We start from the raw sequence: 22,312 nt of genomic DNA on the forward strand, positions 1-22,312 counted from the left end.
CCGTAATCGTGGGGGCACGTCACCTGAGGATCAGGGTCAGCCGAGGCGGGCAGGGGAGAGCATTTCGGCATTCAGGCCGAAACGGCCGAGCGACTCGGGCAATGCGGCGCCGCGCACCAGCGCTGCGCTGGCCTGGCCCATGGCCGGCGAAGTCTGAATGCCATAACCGCCCTGTGCCGCGACCCAGAACAGCCCCGGTACCTGTGGATCGAAGCCGGACAGCAAGTCGCCGTCGCTGACGAAGCTGCGCAGGCCGGCCCAGGTGCGGGTCGGGCGGCGAATGGTCAGGGTCGTGGCTTCTTCGATCTGGTAGATGCCCATGGCAATGTCCAGTTCTTCGGGCTGCACATCGTGGGGTTCCACCGGGTCGGCGTTGGCCGGCGAACCGAGGAACATCCCGGCGTCGGGTTTCATGTAGAAGGATTCGTCGAGGCTGACCAGCATCGGCCAATGATGGATGTCCACGCCTTCGGGGCCGGCGAAGATGAACGCGGCACGGCGTTTGGGTTGCAGGCCCAGGGGCTTGGCGCCGGCCAATTCACCGATCTTGTCGGCCCAGGCGCCGGCGGCGTTGATGATGATCGGCGCGCTGAACGTCTGGCTGCCGGTCTGGACGTGCCATGTACCCTGGCCGTCACGGCTCAGGCTGATGACTTCGCTGTCGGTATGCACTTCGCCCTGGTTGCGGCGGATACCGCGCAAATAGCCCTGGTGCAGGGCATCGGTGTCGATGTCGCTGGCGGTCGGGTCGTAGATGGCGCCGTGGACCTTTTCCCGGCGCAGGATCGGCACCAACGCGCAGGCCTCGTCGACGCCGAGCAATTGCATCTCTGGCACCGAGGTTTTTGCGCTCTGGTATTGCCTGTTCAGTTCGTCCGGGTCACCGGTCAAGTCCACGGTCATTTCGCCGCGCGGGGTCAGCAGTGGGTGTTCGCAGAAACCGCTGGGTGGGTTGTCGAAAAAGTCCCGGCTGGCCAGGGTCAACGCCCGTACTTGCGGGGTGCCGTAGGCCGCGGTGTACAGAGCCGCCGACCGGCCGGTGGAGTGATAGGCCGGATGGGATTCGCGTTCGAGCACGATCACGCGGCCGTGCTGCGACAGCCAGAAACCCGTGGAAGCACCGGCAATCCCGCCGCCGATGATGATGAAGTCTGCCTGGCTCATGAACGTCTCCAGTTGGGGCGCAATTCTCAAAATTGAAGAGATCTCCCTGTAGGAGCGAGCCTGCTCGCGATGGTGTATCTGACACATTGATGTCCATCGCGAGCAGGCTCGCTCCTACAGGGGATTGTGGTGTTAGTGAGATAGGCGATAGATCGCATTGGCCAGCGCAATGTCTTCCAGACCCAGGCCGATGGAGCGGAAAAACACATGGCGATCGTAATCCGGTCGCAGGACTTTTTCGCTGAGCAGGTCGGGCAGGTCGCCGACAATCGCGCTCGTGTCCCAGCCGTGCTGCTCGGTGGCGATCAGCATTTCTCCGGCCGAGCCCGGGGTGGTCAGTCGATAGTCGCAGAATACCTGCATATCGTTGAGGCTCTGGGGCGGCACTTCGTGGGCGCGCGGCGCATTGGTGCTGATGGAGGTGATCAGTGCCGGTTTGCGTAAGTGAGACGGGTCGATCACCGGGCCGGGGGAGGAGGTGCAGAGCATGATCACGTCGGCGTCCTCAACGGCGGCTTCGCGACTGTCGAGGATGTTCAGGCGTGGCTCGATGTTTTTCAGCAGACCGACGGTGTCAGGATCGTCGCTCAGGCTCGGCGCGTACAGGTTGATGCTTTGCCAGTCGCGCAGGCCTTTCACGTAGTGCAGGTGCGCCTGGGCCACTTTACCGCTGCCGATGATGGCCAGGCGATTGGCTGAGAGCGGCGCGAGGGCGTCGACCGCTACGGCGGTGGTCGCGGCGGTGCGTGCGGTGGTCAGTTCACCGGCGTCGCACAGCAACAGCGGCTGGCCGGTCTGCGTCGACATCAGCAGAGTCCACGCGGTCACCAATGGTCCCTGATCACGGACGATGTACGGCGAAGTCTTGATCCCGTACACGCCGTCTTCGGCCAACACACCCAAGTAGTTGATGAAGTCGCCGGCAGCCTGTGGGAACTCCACCAGTTGCTGCGCCGGTTGCACTGCTTGCCCGGTCGCCAGGTCACGGAACATTTTGCGCAGGATCTGCGGTACGTCGACCTGCGCCAGCAACTCGCGAGCCTGGTTCTGGTTGATCACTTGGGGCGTACTGGACATGGTCGGCTCCGGAATTGAAAGTAAACTAATTTGTCTATTATGGACTTTTAGTTATCGCGAGCAATATCCAAAGCAAAAAAAAGCGCAGTCCGTTTCCGGCTGCGCTTGTCTTTTCAGCGTCGCTTAATGGGGACGCTTGCGTTCAACGGCCCGCAACAGATGCGTCGGTGGCGTTTCACAACTGATCTTGCGCCCCAGCAGTTCTTCGATGGACGGTAGCTGGTAGGAGTCGTCTTCACCGGCAAAGCTGATGGACACACCGTCGGCACCGGCGCGACCGGTACGACCGATGCGGTGCACGTAGTCGTCCGGCACTTCCGGCAGGGTGAAGTTGATCACGTGGCTGATGCCGTCGATGTGGATGCCGCGGCCGGCCACGTCGGTGGCCACCAGCACGCGGATCTTGCCTTCGCGGAAGCCTTCCAGGGTCTTGATGCGCTTGTGCTGCGGCACGTCGCCGGACAGTTGCGCGGCGTTGATGCCGTCGCGCACCAGGCGTTCTTCGATGCGTCGCACTTCATCCTTGCGGTTGGCGAACACGATCACCCGCTCCCAACCATTGTCGTTGACCAGGTTGTAGAGCAGTTTGTATTTGTCGGCACCGGCCACCGCGTAGATGTGCTGCTCGACGTTTTCGCTGGCCACGTTCTGCGCTTCGATCTCGACGATCGACGGGTCGGTGGTCCATTGCTTGGCCAGGTTCATCACGTCTTCGGTGAAGGTCGCGGAGAAAAGCAGCGTCTGACGCTCGGACTTCGGCGGCGTCTGGCGAATGATCTGGCGCACTTGCGGGATGAAGCCCATGTCGAGCATGCGGTCGGCTTCGTCCAGCACCATCACTTCGACCATGTCCAGATGCACGTCGCCGCGCTGGTTGAAGTCCAGCAGACGGCCCGGCGTGGCCACGAGGATGTCGCAGTGGCGGGCCTCGAGGTGCTTGAGCTGCTTGTCGAAGTCCATGCCGCCGACGAACGTCATGACGTTGAGGCCGGTGTATTTGGTCAGGTCGGCGGCGTCCTTGGCGATCTGTACTACCAGTTCGCGGGTCGGCGCGATGATCAGCGCCCGTGGTTCACCCATGTAGCGCTCTTTCGGCGGCGGGGTTTGCAGCAACTGGGTGATGATCGAGATCAGGAACGCAGCGGTTTTGCCGGTACCGGTCTGGGCGCGGCCGATGGCGTCTTTGCCCGCGAGGGTGAAGCCCAGCACCTGTGCCTGGATCGGCGTGCAATACGGGAAGCCCAGGTCCTGGATGGCGTGCATCAGTTCAGGGGCGAGTTTGAAATCGTGGAAGCGGGTTTTGCCTTCCTGGGGTTCGACGACGAAGTCTTCGAGTTTCCATGGGATGACCGGCGCCTTGGGCTTGGGTTCGCGGCGCGGTTTGGCGGGTTTCGGCGTTTCGCTGTGTGGCTGTTCCGGGGCTGTTACTGCCGCAGGCTGGGCAGCTTCTGCGGTCTTTGGCTCATGCTTGGGTGCCGCAGCAGGGGCGGCCCGTTCAGACAGATTACCGTCGGTGCGGTGGCCGGGAGCGTAAGACGCAGGGCTGGGAACTGGCGCGAGTTGCTCAGTCTCGCTTTTACCGAACATTTTCTTGAGTGCTTTGAGCACGGTCATCTCATCAATTGGTTAAGGAATGTACGCCGGCCAGTGTAATGCAAGAAGCGGGCGCGGCGTAGTGGGATGGATCAAAGGGGGCTTTTAATCCTGAATGCTCAGCGCAAGCGTTCGGCGAGCCAGACGCCGATGTCGCGAATTTCTTCGGGTAACACTTCGTGACCCATTGGGTACTCCTGCCATGTCACGGTGACACCACGCAGCTTCAAATGCTCGTAGGCGCTGCGTCCCATCGAGTTTTGCACCACATCGTCATACTGGCCGTGCATCGACAGCACCGGAATGCGCTGCTGGCTGGCGGACAGTTGGAGTTCGTCGCTGAAGGTCGGTGCATAAGTAGAAAGGGCAACTACGCCACCCAGTGGTCCCTGCCATTTCAGGAATGCGGTGTGGAACACCACGGCACCGCCCTGGGAAAAACCTGCCAGGAAAATCCGCGAGGCGTCTATTCCGCTGGCGCGCTGCGTCTCAACCAGTTCGATGATCCAGTTGGCCGACTCTTCGAGTTGTTCGCGATTGATTGCGCGCGCCGGGCTCATGGCCAATATGTCGTACCAGCTTGGCATCTCGTAACCGCCATTGATGGTCACGGCGCGGCTCGGTGCCTGGGGCAAAACGAAGCGGGTGCTCAACAGGCTTTCCTGTAGCGCTTCGGCCACCGGCAGGAAGTCATAGCGGTCGGCGCCCAGGCCATGCAGCCAGATGACGCAGGCGTCTGCGGTCTTGACGGGTTCAAGAATCAAGGGGTTGGTCATGGCTGCTCCAATGTTGTGCGTGCGCGCTCATTAAGTGCGTGATCGAAGTGCGCGTCAGGTTGATCCGTTAAGAAGATGTCGCAAGGGTACAAGTTTTGCTATTGACCTGCAGCTGAAGCGCTTTGGCAGGCGGTGTGGTACGGGCTTTGCTATGGAGAAACGGTGCAACACATCTCGCGCCCGGCGGTAACACTATCAGTGTACTGCCGACTGTGGGATAGCAATGAATCCGGTGATGGATGTTCGCCAAGGGCCGCTACGGGGCTTCGCGAACGTGAAAGGGCTACAGCCCGTTCGGCCGATTGGTGAGAAGTGAGTAATCCATGATGTGGATTTTCTCCTACTAGAATCATAGCTAACGTCTTACGTCGGTTGACCCCAAAAAAAGCCAACACGGGTCGACTACGCCTCAAAAGGGTGCGACAGGACTCACGCTCCGACACAACAAGAGCAAAACTGGAGGTTTGAATGAAGATGTTGAAATCCACCCTGGCTATCGTGACTGCAGCCGCGGTACTCGGTGTCAGCGGGTTTGCCCAGGCGGGCGCAACCCTGGATGCAGTAATGAAGAAAGGTTTCGTGCAGTGTGGCGTCAGCGATGGCTTGCCAGGCTTCTCGGTTCCGGATTCCACCGGCAAGATCGTCGGTATCGATGCTGACTACTGCCGTGCAGTAGCGGCGGCTGTCTTCGGCGACGCGACCAAGGTCAAGTTCAGCCAGTTGAACGCCAAGGAGCGCTTCACCGCGCTGCAATCCGGCGAAATCGACATCCTGTCGCGCAACACCACCATGACCAGCTCCCGTGACGCGGGCATGGGCCTGAAATTCCCGGGCTTCATCACCTACTACGACGGCATCGGCTTCCTGGTAAACAACAAGCTGGGCGTCAAGAGCGCCAAGGAACTGGACGGTGCAACCATCTGCATCCAGGCCGGTACCACTACCGAGCTGAACGTTTCCGACTACTTCCGCGGCAACGGCCTGAAATACACCCCGATCACCTTCGACACCTCCGACGAAAGCGCCAAGTCGCTGGAATCCGGTCGTTGCGACGTACTGACCTCGGACAAATCCCAGCTGTTCGCCCAACGCAGCAAGCTGGCTTCGCCGAAGGACTACGTGGTTCTGCCGGAAACCATTTCCAAGGAACCTCTGGGCCCGGTCGTGCGTAATGGCGACGACGAGTGGCTGGCCATCGTGCGCTGGACTGGCTACGCCATGCTCAACGCTGAAGAAGCCGGCGTCACTTCGAAGAACGTCGAAGCCGAAGCCAAGGGCACCAAGAACCCGGACGTTGCCCGTCTGCTGGGTACCGACGGTGAATACGGCAAAGACCTGAAAGTGAAGAAAGACTGGGTCGTGCAGATCGTCAAGCAAGTGGGTAACTACGGCGAAGTGTTCGAGAAAAACCTCGGCAAGGGCACTCCGCTGGAAATCGACCGCGGGCTGAACGCTCTGTGGAACGCTGGCGGCATTCAATACGCACCACCAGTGCGCTGATGGTTCTATCACCCGGTGGGCCAACCGCCGGGTGATGTTCTGTTCCATTATTTGCGGGGCACTTCATGCAAAATTCAATCGGCGCACCAAAGCAGAGGCTCAGCCTCAGCGATCCTAAAGTGCGTGCGTGGCTATTCCAGATCATCACCATTGTGGCGGTGGTCTCGATGGGCTGGTATCTGTTCGATAACACCCAGACCAACCTGCAACACCGGGGCATTACCTCCGGTTTTGACTTTCTGGAGCGCAGTGCCGGTTTCGGCATCGCTCAACACCTGATCGACTACACCGAATCGGACACCTATGCCCGAGTGTTTGTCATCGGCCTGCTCAACACGCTGCTGGTGACCTTCATCGGCGTGATCCTGGCGACGATCCTCGGGTTCATCGTCGGCGTGTCACGGCTGTCGAAGAACTGGATCATCAGCAAGGTAGCGACGGTGTATGTGGAAGTCTTCCGCAACATTCCGCCGCTGCTGCAGATCCTGTTCTGGTATTTCGCGGTGTTCCTGACCATGCCGGGGCCGCGCAACAGCCATAACTTCGGCGACACCTTCTTTGTCAGCGCCCGCGGCTTGAACATGCCGGCCGCTCTGATGGCGGATGGTTTCTGGCCGTTCGTAGTCAGCGTCGTGGTGGCCATCGTCGCCATCGTGCTGATGAGCCGCTGGGCCACCAAGCGCTTCGAAGAAACCGGTGTGCCGTTCCACAAGTTCTGGGTCGGCCTTGCGCTGTTCCTGGTGATCCCGGCGCTGTGCGCCCTGATCTTCGGCGCGCCGCTGCACTGGGAAATGCCGAAGCTGCAAGGCTTCAACTTCGTTGGTGGCTGGGTGCTGATCCCGGAACTGCTGGCGCTGACCCTGGCCCTGACCGTGTACACCGCGGCGTTCATCGCCGAGATCGTGCGCTCGGGCATCAAGTCGGTCAGCCATGGCCAGACCGAGGCGGCGCATTCGCTTGGGCTGCGCAACGGCCCGACCCTGCGCAAGGTGATCATCCCGCAAGCCCTGCGCGTGATCATTCCACCGCTGACCAGCCAATACCTGAACCTGGCGAAGAACTCTTCGCTGGCGGCCGGTATCGGTTATCCAGAGATGGTGTCGCTGTTCGCCGGGACCGTGCTCAACCAGACCGGGCAGGCGATCGAGGTGATTGCGATCACCATGAGCGTGTACCTGGCGATCAGTATCAGCATTTCCCTGCTGATGAACTGGTACAACAAGCGCATTGCGCTGATCGAGCGGTAAGGAAAAGCGCATGAGCACTCATACTTTCAAACCTGACATGCCGCCACCGAGCAAAGTCTTCGGGCCGGTGGCGTGGATGCGCGCGAACATGTTCTCCAGCTGGCTCAACACTCTGCTGACCCTGTTTGCGTTCTACCTGATCTACCTGGTGGTGCCGCCGATTCTGCACTGGGCCATCCTCGACGCCAACTGGGTGGGCTCCACCCGCGCCGACTGCACCAAGGATGGCGCCTGCTGGGTGTTCATCCAACAGCGTTTCGGCCAGTTCATGTACGGCTACTACCCGCCGGAAATGCGCTGGCGCGTGGACCTGACGGTGTGGCTGGCGATTGTCGGCGTGGCGCCATTGTTCATCTCGCGCTTTCACCATAAAGCGGTGTACGGGCTGGGCTTCCTGGTGCTGTACCCGATCTTTGCCTACTTCCTGCTGAATGGCGGTATCTTCGGCCTGACCAGCGTGGCGACCAGCCAGTGGGGCGGCCTGATGCTGACCCTGGTGATCGCCACCGTCGGCATCGCCGGCGCGCTGCCACTGGGGATTGTCCTGGCTCTGGGCCGTCGTTCGAACATGCCGGCGATTCGCGTGGTCTGCGTGACCTTCATCGAGTTCTGGCGCGGCGTGCCGTTGATCACGGTGCTGTTCATGTCCTCGGTGATGCTGCCGCTGTTCCTGCCCGAAGGCATGAACTTCGACAAGCTGTTGCGGGCGCTGATCGGCGTGATCCTGTTCCAGTCGGCCTACGTGGCCGAGGTGGTGCGCGGCGGTCTGCAAGCGATTCCCAAGGGGCAGTACGAAGCGGCTGCGGCGATGGGGCTGGGCTACTGGCGCAGCATGGGCCTGGTGATTCTGCCGCAAGCCCTGAAGCTGGTGATCCCCGGCATCGTCAACACCTTCATTGCGCTGTTCAAGGACACTAGCCTGGTGATCATCATCGGCCTGTTCGACCTGCTCAACAGCGTCAAGCAAGCCGCCGCCGATCCGAAATGGCTGGGCATGGCCACCGAAGGCTATGTGTTCGCCGCCCTGGTGTTCTGGATTTTCTGTTTTGGTATGTCGCGCTATTCCATGCATCTGGAACGCAAGCTCGACACAGGCCACAAGCGCTAAGTCGCTACCTAATTTAGGAAGTTCTCCAATGAGCGAAGCAATCAAAAAGCCTGTGAGCCCTGAAGGCATTATTCAGATGCAGGGCGTGAACAAGTGGTACGGCCAGTTCCACGTGCTCAAAGACATCAATCTCAACGTCAAGCAGGGCGAGCGTATCGTGCTGTGCGGGCCGTCGGGTTCGGGCAAGTCCACCACCATCCGCTGCCTCAACCGACTGGAAGAGCACCAGCAGGGCCGCATCGTGGTCGATGGCGTGGAACTGACCAACGACCTCAAGCAGATCGAAGCGATCCGTCGTGAAGTCGGCATGGTGTTCCAGCACTTCAACCTGTTCCCGCACCTGACCATTTTGCAGAACTGCACCCTGGCGCCGATGTGGGTGCGCAAGATGCCCAAGCGCAAGGCCGAGGAAATCGCCATGCACTACCTGGAACGCGTACGCATTCCGGAGCAGGCGCATAAATTCCCGGGGCAACTGTCCGGCGGTCAGCAGCAGCGTGTGGCGATCGCCCGTGCGCTGTGCATGAAACCGAAAATCATGCTGTTCGACGAACCGACTTCGGCCCTCGACCCGGAGATGGTGAAAGAGGTACTGGACACCATGATCGGCCTGGCCGAAGACGGCATGACCATGCTCTGCGTGACCCACGAAATGGGCTTCGCCCGCACCGTGGCCAACCGCGTGATCTTCATGGACAAGGGCGAAATCGTCGAACAGGCTGCACCGAACGACTTCTTCGACAAGCCGCAGAATGAACGCACCAAGCTGTTCCTGAGCCAGATCCTGCATTGATTGGTCAGTGACTGTCTCAAAGAGCCCCGCCGATTGATCGGCGGGGCTTTTTTTTTACGTGTTTGGGTCAGTCTGCGGTTTTGCCGCGTTCCAGTGCCAATTGCACTGCCCGGAGGGCATTGAGGCGACCATGGCCGTAGTAATGACTGTGGCCGTTTTGATCGTATTGACCGAGGGGACCGTCGTCGGCGTGGCTGATTTTGTCACAGCAATCGGCGAGGAGCTGTCGAACCCGCCCGCGGTCCAGTGCCGGGTTGACCCCCAGTACCAGAGCTGCCACGCCCGCGGCTCCAGGACAGGCACTGGAAGTGCCGCTGAACAAATCGGTGTAGGCAGCATTGATCGGGTCGACAAACCGGCCGCTCAGATCCGTGGTTCGAATGCCTCGAGTCTGGGGGGTTGAGGTGGCGGGTTTAAACTTTGGATCCGGGTGTGGCTGGTCCCCGCTGGGGAAGCAACACCACAGTGCTTTGCCGTAGTCACTGTAGGCACTGCGACGATTTTGATCATTGCAGGCACCCACGGCAATAACCATGGGATGGCTGGCATAGCCATCGTTGTCCACGCTTTCGTTGCCGTTGCCGGCACCAAAAAAAATGACGCAGCCTTTCCCCTGGCGGCCCTTGGTCGCTGCGTACTCTATGGCCAGGCGGGTGCTCGCGGCCAGCGCAAACTCCTGAGAGTGCCTGGCGTCGGTAGGGTCAGCCCAATGTCCTTCCGGCGGCCCCCAACTGCAGGAAATGATATCGGCCCCTTGGTCCGCGGCCCAGAAAAACGCATCTGCTTCGGCCCGGGCGCCTAGTGGCTTGGTCAGTTTCAACGGCATGAGACTGGCTCGAGGGGCCACGCCGCTGGCGCCGGCTTCACCATTGGCGCATGCAACACCGGCTGCTGCCGTACCGTGGCGCTCAAGGGGGTTTTTCGGCCGAGGGCCTTGACGGGCGTTATGGCGGTCAAAGTTTCTCGCTCCGATGATTTTGCCGGTACTGGCGAACTCGGGGTGATCGATATCAAAGGCATCGTCGATGATCGCGATCACGATGCCTTCACCTTGGGCCAAGGCATGGGCTGCCTCGACATTGGCGCTGGCATCGACCTGAACTTGATAGGTGACGGTGGTTTTTTTCAGGTGCCATTGGTTGTCATGGATGGCCCGGCGTTGCCCCGGACGCAGTATTTCCGGGTGGCAGTAGTCGACGTCCTGACGATCGAGCAATTGAAGTGTAAATGAGCAGACTTCAGTGCCGTGACAATGTGCGTGATATACGAAAAAGGCGTTGGCCGCGTAGGGAACCTGCTGTTTGATGGTCAAACCCAATTCGTCGAGGATAACCAGGCACTCTGTCGCAGTGAGTCGATCGACGAACTTCAGGAAAATGTTTTCGGTGTAGAAAACAGGTTCCCGGGTATGAGGATCGACCAGGGCGCTGCCGGCGAAGCGTACGTCTGGCAACTCGCGCAGCAATGCCTTGCATTGGGCTACATCTGAATTGTCCGGCAGTTTGAATAGCTGAACGTCGGCGTCCTCGATGTGCAGTACCAACTCACTGTTGGCCAATGCCTGTCGAGCTTTTTTGCAGCGTAACGTCTCATCAAGCTTGCTCCCGGCCTGACTGCGTACAACGAGCAGTTGCCGATCCTTTTCCAGTAAAAAACGACGGCTGTGCTTCTTGCCGAAAATGACTTCTTCCATTGGCTGCTCCCATTCCCTTTGGATATTCGAGCGTAAGTGCCCGCATTCAAAGTCCGAAAGTCTGATGGTCTGTCTCAATTTCGGATGTCAGCTCTTTCGTGTGGCCTGGGTGGGAAATCACTTTCAGTCGTCAGGAATTTCATCTTTTGCCTTAAGGAGACTTCAGGCCTCAGGGTGAGACGCGATAGAGGATGGCTTGCCTGATTGGATGAAGCTGACTACCATGTCAGAAAATTCATCCTATGATTGGATGAGAGGGCGAATTCCATGTCAGAAATCTCTCCATTAGTAAAACGATCCCTGGTCGATCAGGCTTTGGATCAATTGCGCCTGCGCATCAACCAAGGCGTTTGGGTCGTGGGTCAGCGGTTGCCCACCGAGCCTGAGTTGTCCGCCGAGCTGGGCATCAGCCGTAACACCGTGCGCGAAGCCATGCGCGTGTTGGCGTTTTCCGGGTTGATCGAAATCCGTCAGGGCGACGGCAGTTACCTGCGCGCGGTGATCGATCCGCTCGATACCTTGAAGGCGCTGTCCCGTTGCTCCCTTGAACAGGCCCGGGAAACCCGGCACATCCTCGAAGTCGAGGCCATTGGCCTGGCGGCAGTGCGCCGTACCGATGAGGACCTGGTGGCATTGCGCGAGGCCCTGGGTGTCAGCGGCAGCCACTATCACGGCGATCTCGATACCTATATCGCCTGCGACCTGGTGTTCCACCGCCGTCTGGTGGACGCCGCGCACAACCCGACCCTCAGCGAGTTGTACCGCTATTTCTCCAGCATCGTCGGCGCGCAGTTGCGCCAGACCCTGAGCATCGTCCCGCGCCGCCAGGAAGTGTTCGACCTGCACATCGAATTGCTCGATGCCGTCGAACAACGCGACCCGGAACGGGCCAAAGCCCTGTCGAGGCAGTTGATCAATGAACCTTGAAACCGAGAAGTCCATGCACCGCAGTGAGTTATCCACAACCCTGAAACGCTCGGCAGAGCTGGAAGAGCTGCTGATCGACGCCGAGGCGGATGACGAACAGGTCCAGCAAACCCACCCGGTTTTGCGCCGGCCATGGCTGTTGCTGATGGGCCTGATACTGGTGGCGCTGAACCTGCGCCCGGCGCTGTCGAGCATGGCGCCGATGCTCAGTGAGGTCTCGAAGTCCCTTGGTTTGTCRGCGTCCGCGGCAGGATTGCTGACCACGTTGCCGGTGCTTTGCCTGGGCCTGTTTGCGCCGCTGGCGCCGGTGCTGGCGCGACGATTTGGTGCGGAGCGGGTGGTGCTGGGCATTCTTTTGACCCTGGCGGGCGGGATCATCCTGCGCAGTTCGTTCGGTGAAATCGGCCTGTTTGCCGGTAGCGTACTGGCCGGCGCCAGCATCGGCGTGATCGGCGTGTTGCTGCCGGGCATCGTCAAGCGCGATTTTCCGAAACAGGCCGGAACCATGACCGGCGTCTACACCATGGCCCTGTGTCTGGGCGCGGCGATGGCGGCGGGTGCGACGGTGCCGCTGAGCGAGCATTTCGACAAAAGCTGGGCGCTGGGTCTCGGCTTCTGGGTCATTCCGGCATTTGCGGCGGCACTGTTCTGGCTGCCGCAAGTCGGCCAGAAACACGGAGCGCACAACGTCGCCTATCGCGTTCGAGGCTTGCTGCGCGATCCGCTGGCCTGGCAGGTGACCCTGTACATGGGCCTGCAATCGTCCCTGGCCTACATCGTGTTCGGCTGGTTGCCGTCGATTCTGATCGGGCGCGGCCTGACTCCGACCCAGGCCGGGCTGGTGCTCTCGGGTTCGGTGATCGTTCAACTGGTCAGTTCCCTCGCCGCGCCATGGCTGGCAACGCGCGGCAAGGATCAGCGCCTGGCAATCGTGATCGTGATGGCCCTGACCCTCGGTGGTCTGTTTGGTTGCCTGTATGCACCGATCGAAGGCTTGTGGGGCTGGGCGATCGTACTCGGGTTGGGGCAGGGCGCCACGTTCAGCCTGGCGTTGACCCTGATTGTGCTGCGCTCGCGGGACTCCCATGTGGCGGCGAACCTGTCGAGCATGGCCCAGGGCTTCGGTTACACCCTGGCGTCCATGGGGCCGTTCGCGGTCGGTATCGTGCATGACYGGACCGGCGGCTGGACGGCAGTGGGCTGGATCTTCGGTGTCATCGGCCTTGGTGCGATTCTCGCCGGTCTGGGGGCCGGACGTGCGTTGTACGTGCAGGTCGAAAGCGAAAAGGTCTGATCCCCGCACACTGTCGGTATTCGTCTTGCGAATGCCGATAGTGTTCGACCCATTTGCAGACTATCGTGCTGGCAATCTTTCGATACCCATTGCACAACAGGAAGTCTGCCCATGAGTGAAGTCCACAGCGCCTTGATCACCCGGTTCTACCAAGCCTTCCAGCGTCTCGATGGCGAAGCGATGGCTGCCTGCTACACCGATGACGTGGTGTTCAGTGACCCGGCGTTCGGCGAGCTTCGTGGTCGTGATGCTGGCGATATGTGGTGCATGCTCACCAGCCGCGCCAAGGATTTCTCCCTGACCTTCGATCATGTCCGTGCCGATGAACGTACCGGTAGCGCCCATTGGGTCGCGACCTATCTGTTCAGTCAGACCGGCAATGCCGTGGTCAATGACATCCAGGCACGCTTTGTCTTTCGCGATGGCAAGATCTGCGAGCATCACGACAGTTTCGACCTGTGGACATGGTCGCGTCAGGCCCTGGGTTTCAAAGGCTTGCTGCTGGGCTGGACGCCACTTGTCCGCAACGCCGTTCGCTCACAGGCCCTGAAGGGGCTGAAGGCATTCCAGGCCAGTCGCTGATAAGATCGCGGCTTGTTTCCTTTCAAGCCCTGAACGTTACGTGACCACCCTCAGCGAAAGCCCCGTCGCCGCCGACACCCCCGCGAGCAAAACCTGGTTCGTCTACCTCGTTCGTGCTGCGAACGGTTCGCTCTATTGTGGGATCAGCGATGATCCCGTGCGTCGTTTCGCCAAGCATCAAAGCGGCAAGGGCGCGCGATTCTTTCTTTCCAGCCCGGCCATGGCCCTGGTCTACACCGAACGCTGTCGCGACAAAAGCGATGCGTTGCGTCAGGAACGGCTGATCAAGCAGCTCAAGAAGAGCGCAAAGGAATGCCTGGTGGCGAGCGCCGCCTCTGGCTTATCACCCTGAATGATCAGTTCCCATCAGGCAGATCTGTAGGCTGCCAGCTGATTGCGCGCTAAGCTGCGGATTCCTGATCCTTGCGGCGGAGCCGAGCATGTCCGAGTTGATTCTGCATCATTACCCGACGTCCCCCTTTGCCGAGAAGGCTCGCCTGCTGCTGGGCTTCAAGGGCTTGTCCTGGCGTTCGGTGAAGATCTCGCCAGTGATGCCCAAACCGGATCTCACGGCGTTGACCGGTGGCTATCGCAAGACGCCGGTGTTGCAGGTCGGTGCCGATATTTATTGCGACACGGCATTGATCGCCCGGCGACTGGAACAGGAAAAAGCCTTGCCAGCGTTCTTCCCGGAAGGTCAGGAAATGATCGCCGCATCGTTTGCTGCCTGGGCCGATTCGGTGGTGTTCCAGCATGCGGTCAGCCTGGTGTTCCAGCCGGAATCGATAGCGGTGCGCTTTGGCAATTTGTCGCCGGAAGCGATCAAGGCGTTTCTGGCCGACCGCGCCGGTTTGTTCAGTGGTGGTAGTGCGACAAAACTGTCCGCCGAGCAGGCCAGACACCAGTGGCCGACGATCATGTCTCGCCTGGAGCAACAGTTGCAGCGCGAAGAAGGCGATTACCTGTTTGGCGAACCGTCGATTGCCGACTTCGCTTTGGCTCATTCGCTGTGGTTTCTCAAGGCGACGCCGGTCACGGCGCCCCTGGTCGATGCTTATCCGGCGGTTGTCGCCTGGCATGCGAGGGTTTTGGGCTTCGGTCATGGTGCGTCCAGCGAGATGAGCTCCGAGGAGGCTCTGGCAGTGGCGCGCGCGTCCACGCCAGCGGCATTGCCGGATGAGCAGTTTGTCGATCCCAATGGATTCAAGGCGGGGCAACAGGTAGTGATCGCGGCCACGGACTATGGCGTTGATCCGGTCGTGGGAGAGCTGCTGTTTGCCGGTAGCGAAGAATTGATCGTGCGACGCAAGGACGAGCGTGGCGGTGTGGTGCATGTGCACTTTCCGCGGTTTGGTTTCCGGATCGAAGCCTGCTGAAAGAAACTTGTGGGAGCGAGCTTGCTCGCGATGGCGGACTGACATTCAACAAGATTGTTGGATGTGTTGGCCTCATCGTCGGAACGCCGCCCGGACCAAGCTCGCTCCCACAGTTATTTCAACGCAGCCAAAATCGCATCCGGGTCATACCCGCGAATCAGGGTTCCGTTTACATCGATGATCGGAATCCCGCCGCCACCCAAGGCTGCATAGTCCTTGCGAGCGTCGGCATCCTTTTCGATATCGAATTCCTTGTACGGAATGCCTTTCTGATCGAGAAAGCGCCGGGTCAGCTTGCAGTAACCACACCACTCGGTGGCGTAGAGCACGACGTTGGCCTGGGCCTCCGTCTGCGCAGGCACCACCTGCGAAGGATTGAACACTCGCTCGATCTTGCCCCAGTTCTGATAAGCCACGACCACCAGCAGGATCAGCAGGAATTTTTTCAGTACGCCGCCGAGCATCAGTTGCGACGCTTCAACTGATCGGTGAGCGAAGTGGGCAGGCCCTTGATGATCAACGTGCCGGCTTCTTCGTCGTACTCGATCTTCGAGCCCAGCAGGTGCGCTTCGAAACTGATCGACAGGCCTTCGGCGCGGCCAGTGAACCGGCGGAACTGGTTCAGGGTGCGTTTATCGGCCGGGATTTCCGGCGACAGACCGTAATCCTTGTTGCGGATGTGATCGTAGAAGGCCTTCGGGCGTTCTTCGTCGATCAGCCCTGACAATTCTTCCAGACCCATCGGTTCGCCGAGTTTCGCCTGGCTGCTGGCGTAATCCACCAGGGTCTTGGTCTTCTCGCGGGCGTCGTCTTCCGGCAGGTCTTCGCTTTCGACGAAATCGCTGAAGGCTTTGAGCAGGGTGCGGGTTTCACCCGGACCGTCGACGCCTTCCTGACAGCCGATGAAGTCGCGGAAATACTCCGAAACCTTTTTGCCGTTCTTGCCTTTTATGAACGAAATGTACTGCTTGGATTGTTTGTTGTTCTGCCACTCGGAAACGTTGATCCGCGCGGCCAGGTGCAACTGGCCAAGGTCCAGGTGACGGGACGGGGTCACGTCCAGCTCGTCGGTCACGGCCACGCCTTCACTGTGGTGCAGCAGGGCGATGGCCAGGTAGTCGGTCATGCCTTGTTGGTAGTGCGCGAACAGCACGTGGCCGCCGACCGACAGGTTCGACTCTTCCATCAGCTTTTGCAGATGCTCGACTGCCACACGGCTGAATGCAGTGAAATCCTGGCCGCCCTCGAGGTACTCCTTCAGCCAGCCGCTGAACGGGAACGCGCCGGATTCCGGATGGAACAGGCCCCAGGCTTTACCCTGTTTGGCGTTATAGCTTTCGTTGAGGTCGGCGAGCATGTTCTCGATGGCCGCGGACTCAGCCAGCTCAGAGTCACGGGCGTGGAGAACTGCGGGTGTGCCGTCGGGTTTTTTGTCGATCAGGTGGACGATGCAATGACGGATCGGCATGGGCTTCTCGGCTGAATGAAGAGAGGAGGGCGTGCTCCCCCGAAAAAGCGCCCAGTGTACCGCAACCACTGGTTTTGGCGCGGTGCGAAGGGCAATTGACGGGCGACCGACGGCGCTTATGCGTTTTTTTCCTGTTTTAGCGCAATAAAGCTGACCAAATGGGTAGCTAGAGGCGGATATTTCCACGTCTGTGTGCTAGCTTTGCCCGGTCTTGCGCGAAGTCACTGCGTTAAGCGTGCAGTCAGCATTTGTCAGGTCGAACCAAACCCTGATTTCGGTATCTATAACCCCGATCCCGAGGTTATTTGGCCGAGGGTGCCAGATCCAGAAGATCGGGCTCGATGGCTGACATTGCACTCTGCAATCCATATGAATTTGATAGGGAAGGAACACTAAATGGCTCTTACTAAAGACCAACTGATCGCCGACATCGCTGAAGCTATCGACGCGCCGAAAACCACCGCGCGTAACGCTCTGGACCAACTGGGCCAAATCGTTGCCGATCAGCTGGAAAACGGCGGCGAAATCACTCTTCCAGGCATCGGCAAACTGAAAGTGACTGAACGCCCTGCCCGTACTGGCCGTAACCCTTCGACTGGCGCTGCCATCGAAATCGCTGCCAAGAAAGTGATCAAGCTGGTTGTGGCCAAAGGCCTGACCGACGCTGTCAACAAGTAAGACTTGTTAAAAAAACCGTGCGCCGGAGCGATCCGGGCACGGTTTTTTTGTGTCTGTCGCAACGATCATTTTTTCCACGTATATATAGAGAACTTTCCTACGCCACTGATAGTTGAGTGTATGCCTTGAGTCGGTAGTATCGAACAGGTGTGGCGCTCGGCTTTGCGTAAAAGCTAAAAACTAAATTCCAGTTGTTAGTTACAGGAAGGTTCTATGAAATTTAAACAGCTAGTGATGTGTATATCTATTCTTTCGTCCGGTCATGCCTGGGCAAATGTCACGGAGTACTGCCCAAACCCTTCCGACATCAAGGAGGAGGCTCCAGGTGTTTATATAGCCTCTATCGTCAGCGGCGATGGTGAGTGGTACGGCGTGTCCCAAAAGGGCCGTGGGCCGGTGGGTGAGTTCGACGTAGCAGTATTCAAATCTCACACGGATGTCGAGGGTAGCACTGTCATTGGCGAAATCCTGCGCTGTGGTTACCTGTTGCAAAAGGGTGATGCGGTGGATATGAGATTTCAGGGCAAAGAAAAAGAAAAAGAAACTTTGGTAAGTATTGATATCAAGGATCCGTGGACGCAGTGGTATTCCCAGTACTATTGCGAGAGCAAGGAACCGCGTGCGTGTAAATTCAACGAGCTAATTCGCCCGGCGAAACGCTGATGCGAAACTTATTAGTAAAAGTTGCTGAACTGGTTGTTGATCAAGGTCTGGTCGAAGTTGTTCACAAGTAGACTTGTTAAAAGCCGTGCACTGGAACAATCCGGGCACGGTTTTTTTGTCCGCTACAACTACTCCGCTGAAGCCTTGGTCCATCGCGCCTGGCGCCAGGCCTGTTGCTGCGCGTTGGTCTGGAAGGTCCAGGCGACGAAGCGGCTCTGCTTTTGTCCCTGGCCCATTTCGACCACCTGGCTGTCCAGCGCGCCGGCCCTTTTCAAGGCGGTCTGGATCGCCGGCAGGTTCGACGCCTTTGACACCAGCGTGCTGAACCACAGTACTTGTTGTGCCACCTGCACGCTCTCGCTGACCAGTTGCGTGACGAAACGCACCTCTCCGCCCTCACACCACAATTCCGCCGCTTGCCCGCCAAAGTTCAACACCGGCAGCTTGCGTTTCGGATCGGCTTTGCCCAAGGCTCGCCATTTGCGCGTGCTGCCCCGTGTGGCCTCGTCCAGCGAGGCGTGGAATGGCGGGTTGCACATGGTCAGGTCGAACCGCTCTGCGCTCTCCAGCAGGCCTGTGAGGATCTGCTTGGGATTACTCTGCTGGCGTACCTGGATCGCTTTGTTCAGGCCATTGGATTGAATGATGGCCTTCGCCGCGGCAACGGCGGTCGCATCGATATCGGAGCCAAGGAACTGCCAGCGATAGTCGCTGTAACCGATCAGCGGATACACGCAGTTGGCGCCCATGCCGATGTCCAGCACCTTCACGGCGGCGCCCCGGGGGATCACACCGTCATTGCTGCTGGCCAGCAGGTCGGCGAGGAAGTGCACGTAATCGGCACGGCCTGGCACCGGTGGGCACAGGTAGTCGGCCGGAATGTCCCAGTGAGCGATGCCATAGAACGACTTGAGCAGCGCCCGGTTGAACACCCGCACGGCTTCCGGGCTGGCGAAGTCGATGCTTTCCTTGCCGTACGGATTGATGATCACGAACTTCTTCAGTTCCGGGGCGCTTTTGATCAGCGCCGGAAAGTCGTAGCGACCCTGATGGCGATTGCGCGGGTGCAGGCTGGCCTTTTCCTTCGGGGCGACGGCCGTGGCCGGAGTCTTCGGAGCAGGTTTTTGGCGCGCAGGCTTGGGGGAGCGGGGGGCGGTCATGGGTGTGGTCGATTCGGGTATGGCTGAAAGTGGCGGGCATTGTCCCACATCCGGCCGATGTGAACCCAATTGTGGTAATCAGCACATAACCCTGTGGGATCTTCCTGAGTTGTGAAAACATGGCAGGCACAAAAAAGGGAGACCATTGCAGGCCTCCCTCTTTCATTGCGATCTGCCGTTACAAACTGGCAATCCGCGCATGCTGCTCGGCCAGCTTGCCCAGGGCCTGTTCGGCCTCGGCCAGTTTGGCGCGTTCTTTGTCGATGACTTCGGCTGGCGCCTTGTCAACGAAACCGGCATTGGACAGCTTGCCGCCGACACGTTGCACTTCACCCTGCAAACGCTGGATTTCCTTGTCCAGACGCGCCAGTTCCGCACCTTTGTCGATCAGGCCAGCCATTGGCACCAGCACCTCCATCTCGCCGACCAGCGCGGTGGCGGACAGCGGAGCTTCGTCGCCGGCAGCCAGTACGGTGATCGATTCGAGGCGCGCCAGCTTCTTCAGCAGGGCTTCGTTCTCGGTCAGACGACGCTGATCCTCGGCGCTTACGTTCTTCAGGAACAGCGGCAGCGGTTTGCCCGGGCCGATGTTCATTTCGCCACGGATGTTACGGGTTCCGAGCATCAGGCCCTTGAGCCATTCGATGTCATCTTCGGCCGCCTGATCGATGCGTGTTTCGTTGGCCACTGGCCAAGGTTGCAGCATGATCGTCTTGCCTTCGATACTGGCCAGCGGCGCGATGCGCTGCCAGATTTCTTCGGTGATGAACGGCATGAACGGATGCGCCAGACGCAGGGCGACTTCCAGTACACGCACCAGGGTGCGACGGGTGCCGCGCTGGCGTTCGACCGGCGCGTTTTCGTCCCACAGCACCGGCTTGGACAGCTCCAGGTACCAGTCGCAATACTGGTTCCAGATGAACTCGTACAAGGCTTGTGCCGCCAGGTCGAAACGGAACTGATCGAGCTGGCGGGTCACTTCGGCTTCGGTGCGTTGCAGCTGCGAAATGATCCAGCGATCGGCCAGCGACAGTTCGTAGGCTTCGCCGTTCTGGCCACAGTCTTCGCCCTTGTCCAGCACGTAGCGCGCCGCGTTCCAGATCTTGTTGCAGAAGTTGCGATAGCCTTCGACGCGGCCCATGTCGAACTTGATGTCACGGCCGGTGGATGCCAGCGAGCAGAAGGTGAAGCGCAGGGCGTCGGTGCCGTAGCTGGCGATGCCTTCGGCGAACTCGTCGCGGGTCTGCTTCTCGATCTTCTTCGCCAGTTTCGGCTGCATCATGCCAGAGGTGCGTTTCTGCACCAGTGCTTCCAGCTCGATGCCGTCGATGATGTCCAGCGGGTCCAGGACGTTGCCCTTGGACTTGGACATCTTCTGGCCCTGGCCGTCACGCACCAGGCCATGCACGTACACAGTCTTGAACGGAACCTGCGGCGTGCCGTCTTCGTTTTTCACCAAATGCATGGTGAGCATGATCATCCGGGCAACCCAGAAGAAAATGATGTCGAAGCCAGTCACCAGGACGTCGGTGGAGTGGAATTTCTTCAGGAACTCGGTTTTTTCCGGCCAGCCGAGGGTGGAGAACGTCCACAGGCCCGAGCTGAACCAGGTGTCGAGAACGTCGTTGTCCTGTTGCAGCGCAACGTCCGGGCCGAGGTTGTGCTTGGCACGCACTTCGGCTTCGTCGCGACCGACGTAGACTTTGCCCGACTCGTCGTACCAGGCCGGAATCCGGTGGCCCCACCACAGCTGACGACTGATGCACCAGTCCTGGATGTCGCGCATCCACGAGAAGTACATGTTTTCGTACTGTTTCGGCACGAACTGGATGCGACCGTCTTCAACGGCGGCAATCGCAGGCTCGGCCAAAGGTTTGGTGGACACATACCACTGGTCGGTCAGCCATGGCTCGATGACGGTGCCGGAGCGGTCGCCTTTCGGTACTTTCAGGGCGTGATCGTCAACACTGACCAACAGACCGGCAGCGTCGAACGCGGCCACGATCTGCTTGCGGGCTTCGAAGCGGTCGAGGCCGGCGTATTCAGCCGGGATCTTGCCGTCGATGGTTTCGTTCAGCGTGCCGTCGAGGTTGAACACCTGGCAAGCCGGCAGGACGGCTGCGTTTTTGTCGAAGATGTTCAGCAGCGGCAGGTTGTGACGCTTGCCGACTTCATAGTCGTTGAAGTCGTGGGCCGGGGTGATTTTCACGCAGCCGGTGCCGAATTCAGGGTCGCAGTAATCGTCGGCGACGATCGGGATGCGGCGGCCAACCAGCGGCAGCTCGACAAATTTGCCGATCAGGGCTTTGTAGCGTTCATCGTTCGGGTTAACGGCCACGGCGGAGTCGCCGAGCATGGTTTCCGGGCGAGTGGTCGCGACGATCAGGAAGTCGTTGCCTTCAGCGGTCCTGGCGCCGTCGGCCAGCGGGTATTTCAGGTTCCACAGGAAACCTTTCTCGTCATGGTTCTCAACTTCCAGGTCGGAAATCGCCGTGTGCAGCTTGGTGTCCCAGTTGACCAGGCGCTTGCCGCGGTAGATCAGGCCATCTTCGTGCAGGCGAACGAAAGCTTCTTTAACGGCTTCCGAGAGGCCGTCGTCCATGGTGAAGCGCTCGCGGCTCCAATCTACGGACGAACCGAGGCGACGGATCTGACGGCTGATATTGCCGCCGGACTCATCCTTCCACTCCCAGACTTTCTCGAGGAATTTCTCGCGGCCCAGGTCATGGCGGCTCTGGCCCTTGGCTTCGAGCTGACGCTCTACCAGCATCTGCGTGGCGATACCGGCGTGGTCGGTACCCGGCTGCCACAGGGTGTTACGGCCCTGCATGCGGCGGAAACGGATCAGGGCGTCCATGATCGCGTTGTTGAAGCCGTGACCCATGTGCAGGCTGCCGGTGACGTTCGGCGGCGGGATCATGATGGTGTAGGACTCGCCCGCGCCTTGCGGGGCGAAGTAATTCTCTGACTCCCAGGTGTTGTACCAGGAAGTTTCAATGGCGTGCGGCTGGTAGGTCTTATCCATGCGCGGCGGGACCCTATTGGCATTTATTCAGGAAAAGCCGGGAAGTATAGCGGGGATGAGCCGATGCGCGTAGAGCGAGGTGACGGTGGGTGGGGGAAAAGCTGTGGCAAATCGAGATCTATTTAGTCAGTGAAGGCCCCATCGCGAGCAAGCTCGCTCCCACAGAGATATGTGCCGCACCACCATTT

20 protein-coding genes are annotated in these 22,312 nt (G+C 59.6%); 11 read left to right on the forward strand and 9 right to left on the reverse strand.

What is annotated here, in order from left to right; all coding sequences use genetic code 11:
* Positions 1–36: 36 nt before the first annotated feature.
* From AC1DU9_RS02570 to AC1DU9_RS02585, 4 genes are all read right to left on the reverse strand, one after another.
* The gene (locus tag AC1DU9_RS02570) at positions 37–1,164 is read right to left on the reverse strand and encodes an NAD(P)/FAD-dependent oxidoreductase (RefSeq protein WP_477809701.1); all 1,128 of its coding nucleotides are present in this window, start codon (positions 1,162–1,164) and stop codon (positions 37–39) included.
* 132 nt (positions 1,165–1,296) lie between these two features.
* Positions 1,297–2,241, reverse strand: coding sequence for an ornithine cyclodeaminase family protein (locus AC1DU9_RS02575; protein WP_223459861.1), 945 nt, complete (start codon positions 2,239–2,241; stop codon positions 1,297–1,299).
* 123 nt (positions 2,242–2,364) lie between these two features.
* The gene (rhlB, locus tag AC1DU9_RS02580) at positions 2,365–3,855 is read right to left on the reverse strand and encodes an ATP-dependent RNA helicase RhlB (protein WP_223459863.1); all 1,491 of its coding nucleotides are present in this window, start codon (positions 3,853–3,855) and stop codon (positions 2,365–2,367) included.
* A gap of 98 nt (positions 3,856–3,953) precedes the next feature.
* Entirely contained in the window at positions 3,954–4,610 is a 657-nt protein-coding gene (locus tag AC1DU9_RS02585; protein WP_223459866.1) for an alpha/beta hydrolase, read from the reverse strand.
* 468 nt (positions 4,611–5,078) lie between these two features.
* Here AC1DU9_RS02585 and AC1DU9_RS02590 point away from each other — a divergent pair, with 468 nt between their 5' ends.
* The 4 genes from AC1DU9_RS02590 to AC1DU9_RS02605 all read left to right on the forward strand — a co-directional run bounded on the left by AC1DU9_RS02590 (position 5,079) and on the right by AC1DU9_RS02605 (position 9,258).
* A complete protein-coding gene (locus tag AC1DU9_RS02590) occupies positions 5,079–6,110 on the forward strand; it encodes an amino acid ABC transporter substrate-binding protein (protein WP_223459868.1) in 1,032 nt (343 codons plus the stop codon).
* Between the two features lie 65 nt (positions 6,111–6,175).
* A complete protein-coding gene (locus AC1DU9_RS02595; protein WP_223459871.1) occupies positions 6,176–7,357 on the forward strand; it encodes an amino acid ABC transporter permease in 1,182 nt (393 codons plus the stop codon).
* A 10-nt stretch (positions 7,358–7,367) separates the two neighbouring features.
* Positions 7,368–8,465 carry an amino acid ABC transporter permease gene (locus AC1DU9_RS02600; RefSeq protein WP_223459873.1) on the forward strand — a complete coding sequence of 366 codons (1,098 nt, stop codon included), beginning with the start codon at positions 7,368–7,370 and terminating at the stop codon, positions 8,463–8,465.
* Positions 8,466–8,493: 28 nt separating this feature from the next.
* Positions 8,494–9,258, forward strand: a complete 765-nt coding sequence (locus tag AC1DU9_RS02605) for an amino acid ABC transporter ATP-binding protein (protein ID WP_223459875.1) — start codon at positions 8,494–8,496, stop codon at positions 9,256–9,258.
* A gap of 67 nt (positions 9,259–9,325) precedes the next feature.
* Here the strand turns inward: AC1DU9_RS02605 and AC1DU9_RS02610 are convergent, their stop codons facing one another.
* Positions 9,326–10,951: a S8 family peptidase gene (locus tag AC1DU9_RS02610; RefSeq protein WP_223459877.1), complete on the reverse strand. Its 1,626-nt coding sequence runs from the start codon at positions 10,949–10,951 to the stop codon at positions 9,326–9,328.
* A 267-nt stretch (positions 10,952–11,218) separates the two neighbouring features.
* Between AC1DU9_RS02610 and AC1DU9_RS02615 the strand changes: the two genes are divergently transcribed.
* From AC1DU9_RS02615 to AC1DU9_RS02635, 5 genes are all read left to right on the forward strand, one after another.
* The gene (locus tag AC1DU9_RS02615; protein ID WP_223459879.1) at positions 11,219–11,878 is read left to right on the forward strand and encodes a FadR/GntR family transcriptional regulator; all 660 of its coding nucleotides are present in this window, start codon (positions 11,219–11,221) and stop codon (positions 11,876–11,878) included.
* On the forward strand, positions 11,868–13,172 hold the full coding sequence (locus AC1DU9_RS02620) for a CynX/NimT family MFS transporter (protein ID WP_477809702.1): 1,305 nt from the start codon (positions 11,868–11,870) through the stop codon (positions 13,170–13,172). Before AC1DU9_RS02615 ends, AC1DU9_RS02620 begins: the two co-directional genes overlap by 11 nt.
* Positions 13,173–13,283: 111 nt before the next feature.
* Positions 13,284–13,754: a nuclear transport factor 2 family protein gene (locus AC1DU9_RS02625; protein ID WP_223459883.1), complete on the forward strand. Its 471-nt coding sequence runs from the start codon at positions 13,284–13,286 to the stop codon at positions 13,752–13,754.
* Positions 13,755–13,794: 40 nt separating this feature from the next.
* A complete protein-coding gene (locus AC1DU9_RS02630) occupies positions 13,795–14,106 on the forward strand; it encodes a GIY-YIG nuclease family protein (RefSeq protein WP_223459885.1) in 312 nt (103 codons plus the stop codon).
* A gap of 88 nt (positions 14,107–14,194) precedes the next feature.
* Complete coding sequence (locus tag AC1DU9_RS02635) at positions 14,195–15,130, forward strand: glutathione S-transferase family protein (RefSeq protein WP_223459887.1); 936 nt, start codon at positions 14,195–14,197, stop codon at positions 15,128–15,130.
* A 113-nt stretch (positions 15,131–15,243) separates the two neighbouring features.
* On the opposite strand, the gene AC1DU9_RS02640 is transcribed toward AC1DU9_RS02635, so the two are convergent.
* A complete protein-coding gene (locus AC1DU9_RS02640; protein ID WP_223459889.1) occupies positions 15,244–15,594 on the reverse strand; it encodes a glutaredoxin family protein in 351 nt (116 codons plus the stop codon).
* The gene (gene yejK, locus AC1DU9_RS02645; RefSeq protein ID WP_008018580.1) at positions 15,594–16,598 is read right to left on the reverse strand and encodes a nucleoid-associated protein YejK; all 1,005 of its coding nucleotides are present in this window, start codon (positions 16,596–16,598) and stop codon (positions 15,594–15,596) included. Before yejK ends, AC1DU9_RS02640 begins: the two co-directional genes overlap by 1 nt.
* Before the next feature lie 396 nt (positions 16,599–16,994).
* Between yejK and AC1DU9_RS02650 the strand changes: the two genes are divergently transcribed.
* Together AC1DU9_RS02650 and AC1DU9_RS02655 are read left to right on the forward strand one after the other, a co-directional pair.
* Positions 16,995–17,276 (forward strand): HU family DNA-binding protein, encoded by a 282-nt coding sequence (locus tag AC1DU9_RS02650; RefSeq protein ID WP_007905514.1) that lies wholly within the window; start codon positions 16,995–16,997, stop codon positions 17,274–17,276.
* A 213-nt stretch (positions 17,277–17,489) separates the two neighbouring features.
* Entirely contained in the window at positions 17,490–17,939 is a 450-nt protein-coding gene (locus AC1DU9_RS02655) for a DUF3757 domain-containing protein (RefSeq protein ID WP_223459891.1), read from the forward strand.
* 128 nt (positions 17,940–18,067) lie between these two features.
* Here the strand turns inward: AC1DU9_RS02655 and rlmF are convergent, their stop codons facing one another.
* Entirely contained in the window at positions 18,068–19,099 is a 1,032-nt protein-coding gene (rlmF, locus tag AC1DU9_RS02660) for a 23S rRNA (adenine(1618)-N(6))-methyltransferase RlmF (RefSeq protein WP_223459893.1), read from the reverse strand.
* Between the two features lie 178 nt (positions 19,100–19,277).
* Positions 19,278–22,124 carry a valine--tRNA ligase gene (locus AC1DU9_RS02665; RefSeq protein WP_223459896.1) on the reverse strand — a complete coding sequence of 949 codons (2,847 nt, stop codon included), beginning with the start codon at positions 22,122–22,124 and terminating at the stop codon, positions 19,278–19,280.
* Positions 22,125–22,312 lie beyond the last annotated feature (188 nt).

It is taken from the genome of Pseudomonas sp. P4_C1, from assembly GCF_056402155.1.

What these genes read in the sequence shown, in the direction of transcription:
- AC1DU9_RS02570 (WP_477809701.1), bottom strand. Translation starts at nt 1,164, where the DNA reads ATGAGCCAGGCAGACTTCATCATCATCGGCGGCGGGATTGCCGGTGCT.
- AC1DU9_RS02575 (WP_223459861.1), bottom strand. Translation starts at nt 2,241, where the DNA reads ATGTCCAGTACGCCCCAAGTGATCAACCAGAACCAGGCTCGCGAGTTG.
- rhlB (WP_223459863.1), bottom strand. Translation starts at nt 3,855, where the DNA reads ATGACCGTGCTCAAAGCACTCAAGAAAATGTTCGGTAAAAGCGAGACT.
- AC1DU9_RS02585 (WP_223459866.1), bottom strand. Translation starts at nt 4,610, where the DNA reads ATGACCAACCCCTTGATTCTTGAACCCGTCAAGACCGCAGACGCCTGC.
- AC1DU9_RS02590 (WP_223459868.1), top strand. Translation starts at nt 5,079, where the DNA reads ATGAAGATGTTGAAATCCACCCTGGCTATCGTGACTGCAGCCGCGGTA.
- AC1DU9_RS02595 (WP_223459871.1), top strand. Translation starts at nt 6,176, where the DNA reads ATGCAAAATTCAATCGGCGCACCAAAGCAGAGGCTCAGCCTCAGCGAT.
- AC1DU9_RS02600 (WP_223459873.1), top strand. Translation starts at nt 7,368, where the DNA reads ATGAGCACTCATACTTTCAAACCTGACATGCCGCCACCGAGCAAAGTC.
- AC1DU9_RS02605 (WP_223459875.1), top strand. Translation starts at nt 8,494, where the DNA reads ATGAGCGAAGCAATCAAAAAGCCTGTGAGCCCTGAAGGCATTATTCAG.
- AC1DU9_RS02610 (WP_223459877.1), bottom strand. Translation starts at nt 10,951, where the DNA reads ATGGAAGAAGTCATTTTCGGCAAGAAGCACAGCCGTCGTTTTTTACTG.
- AC1DU9_RS02615 (WP_223459879.1), top strand. Translation starts at nt 11,219, where the DNA reads ATGTCAGAAATCTCTCCATTAGTAAAACGATCCCTGGTCGATCAGGCT.
- AC1DU9_RS02625 (WP_223459883.1), top strand. Translation starts at nt 13,284, where the DNA reads ATGAGTGAAGTCCACAGCGCCTTGATCACCCGGTTCTACCAAGCCTTC.
- AC1DU9_RS02635 (WP_223459887.1), top strand. Translation starts at nt 14,195, where the DNA reads ATGTCCGAGTTGATTCTGCATCATTACCCGACGTCCCCCTTTGCCGAG.
- AC1DU9_RS02640 (WP_223459889.1), bottom strand. Translation starts at nt 15,594, where the DNA reads ATGCTCGGCGGCGTACTGAAAAAATTCCTGCTGATCCTGCTGGTGGTC.
- yejK (WP_008018580.1), bottom strand. Translation starts at nt 16,598, where the DNA reads ATGCCGATCCGTCATTGCATCGTCCACCTGATCGACAAAAAACCCGAC.
- AC1DU9_RS02650 (WP_007905514.1), top strand. Translation starts at nt 16,995, where the DNA reads ATGGCTCTTACTAAAGACCAACTGATCGCCGACATCGCTGAAGCTATC.
- AC1DU9_RS02655 (WP_223459891.1), top strand. Translation starts at nt 17,490, where the DNA reads ATGAAATTTAAACAGCTAGTGATGTGTATATCTATTCTTTCGTCCGGT.
- rlmF (WP_223459893.1), bottom strand. Translation starts at nt 19,099, where the DNA reads ATGACCGCCCCCCGCTCCCCCAAGCCTGCGCGCCAAAAACCTGCTCCG.
- AC1DU9_RS02665 (WP_223459896.1), bottom strand. Translation starts at nt 22,124, where the DNA reads ATGGATAAGACCTACCAGCCGCACGCCATTGAAACTTCCTGGTACAAC.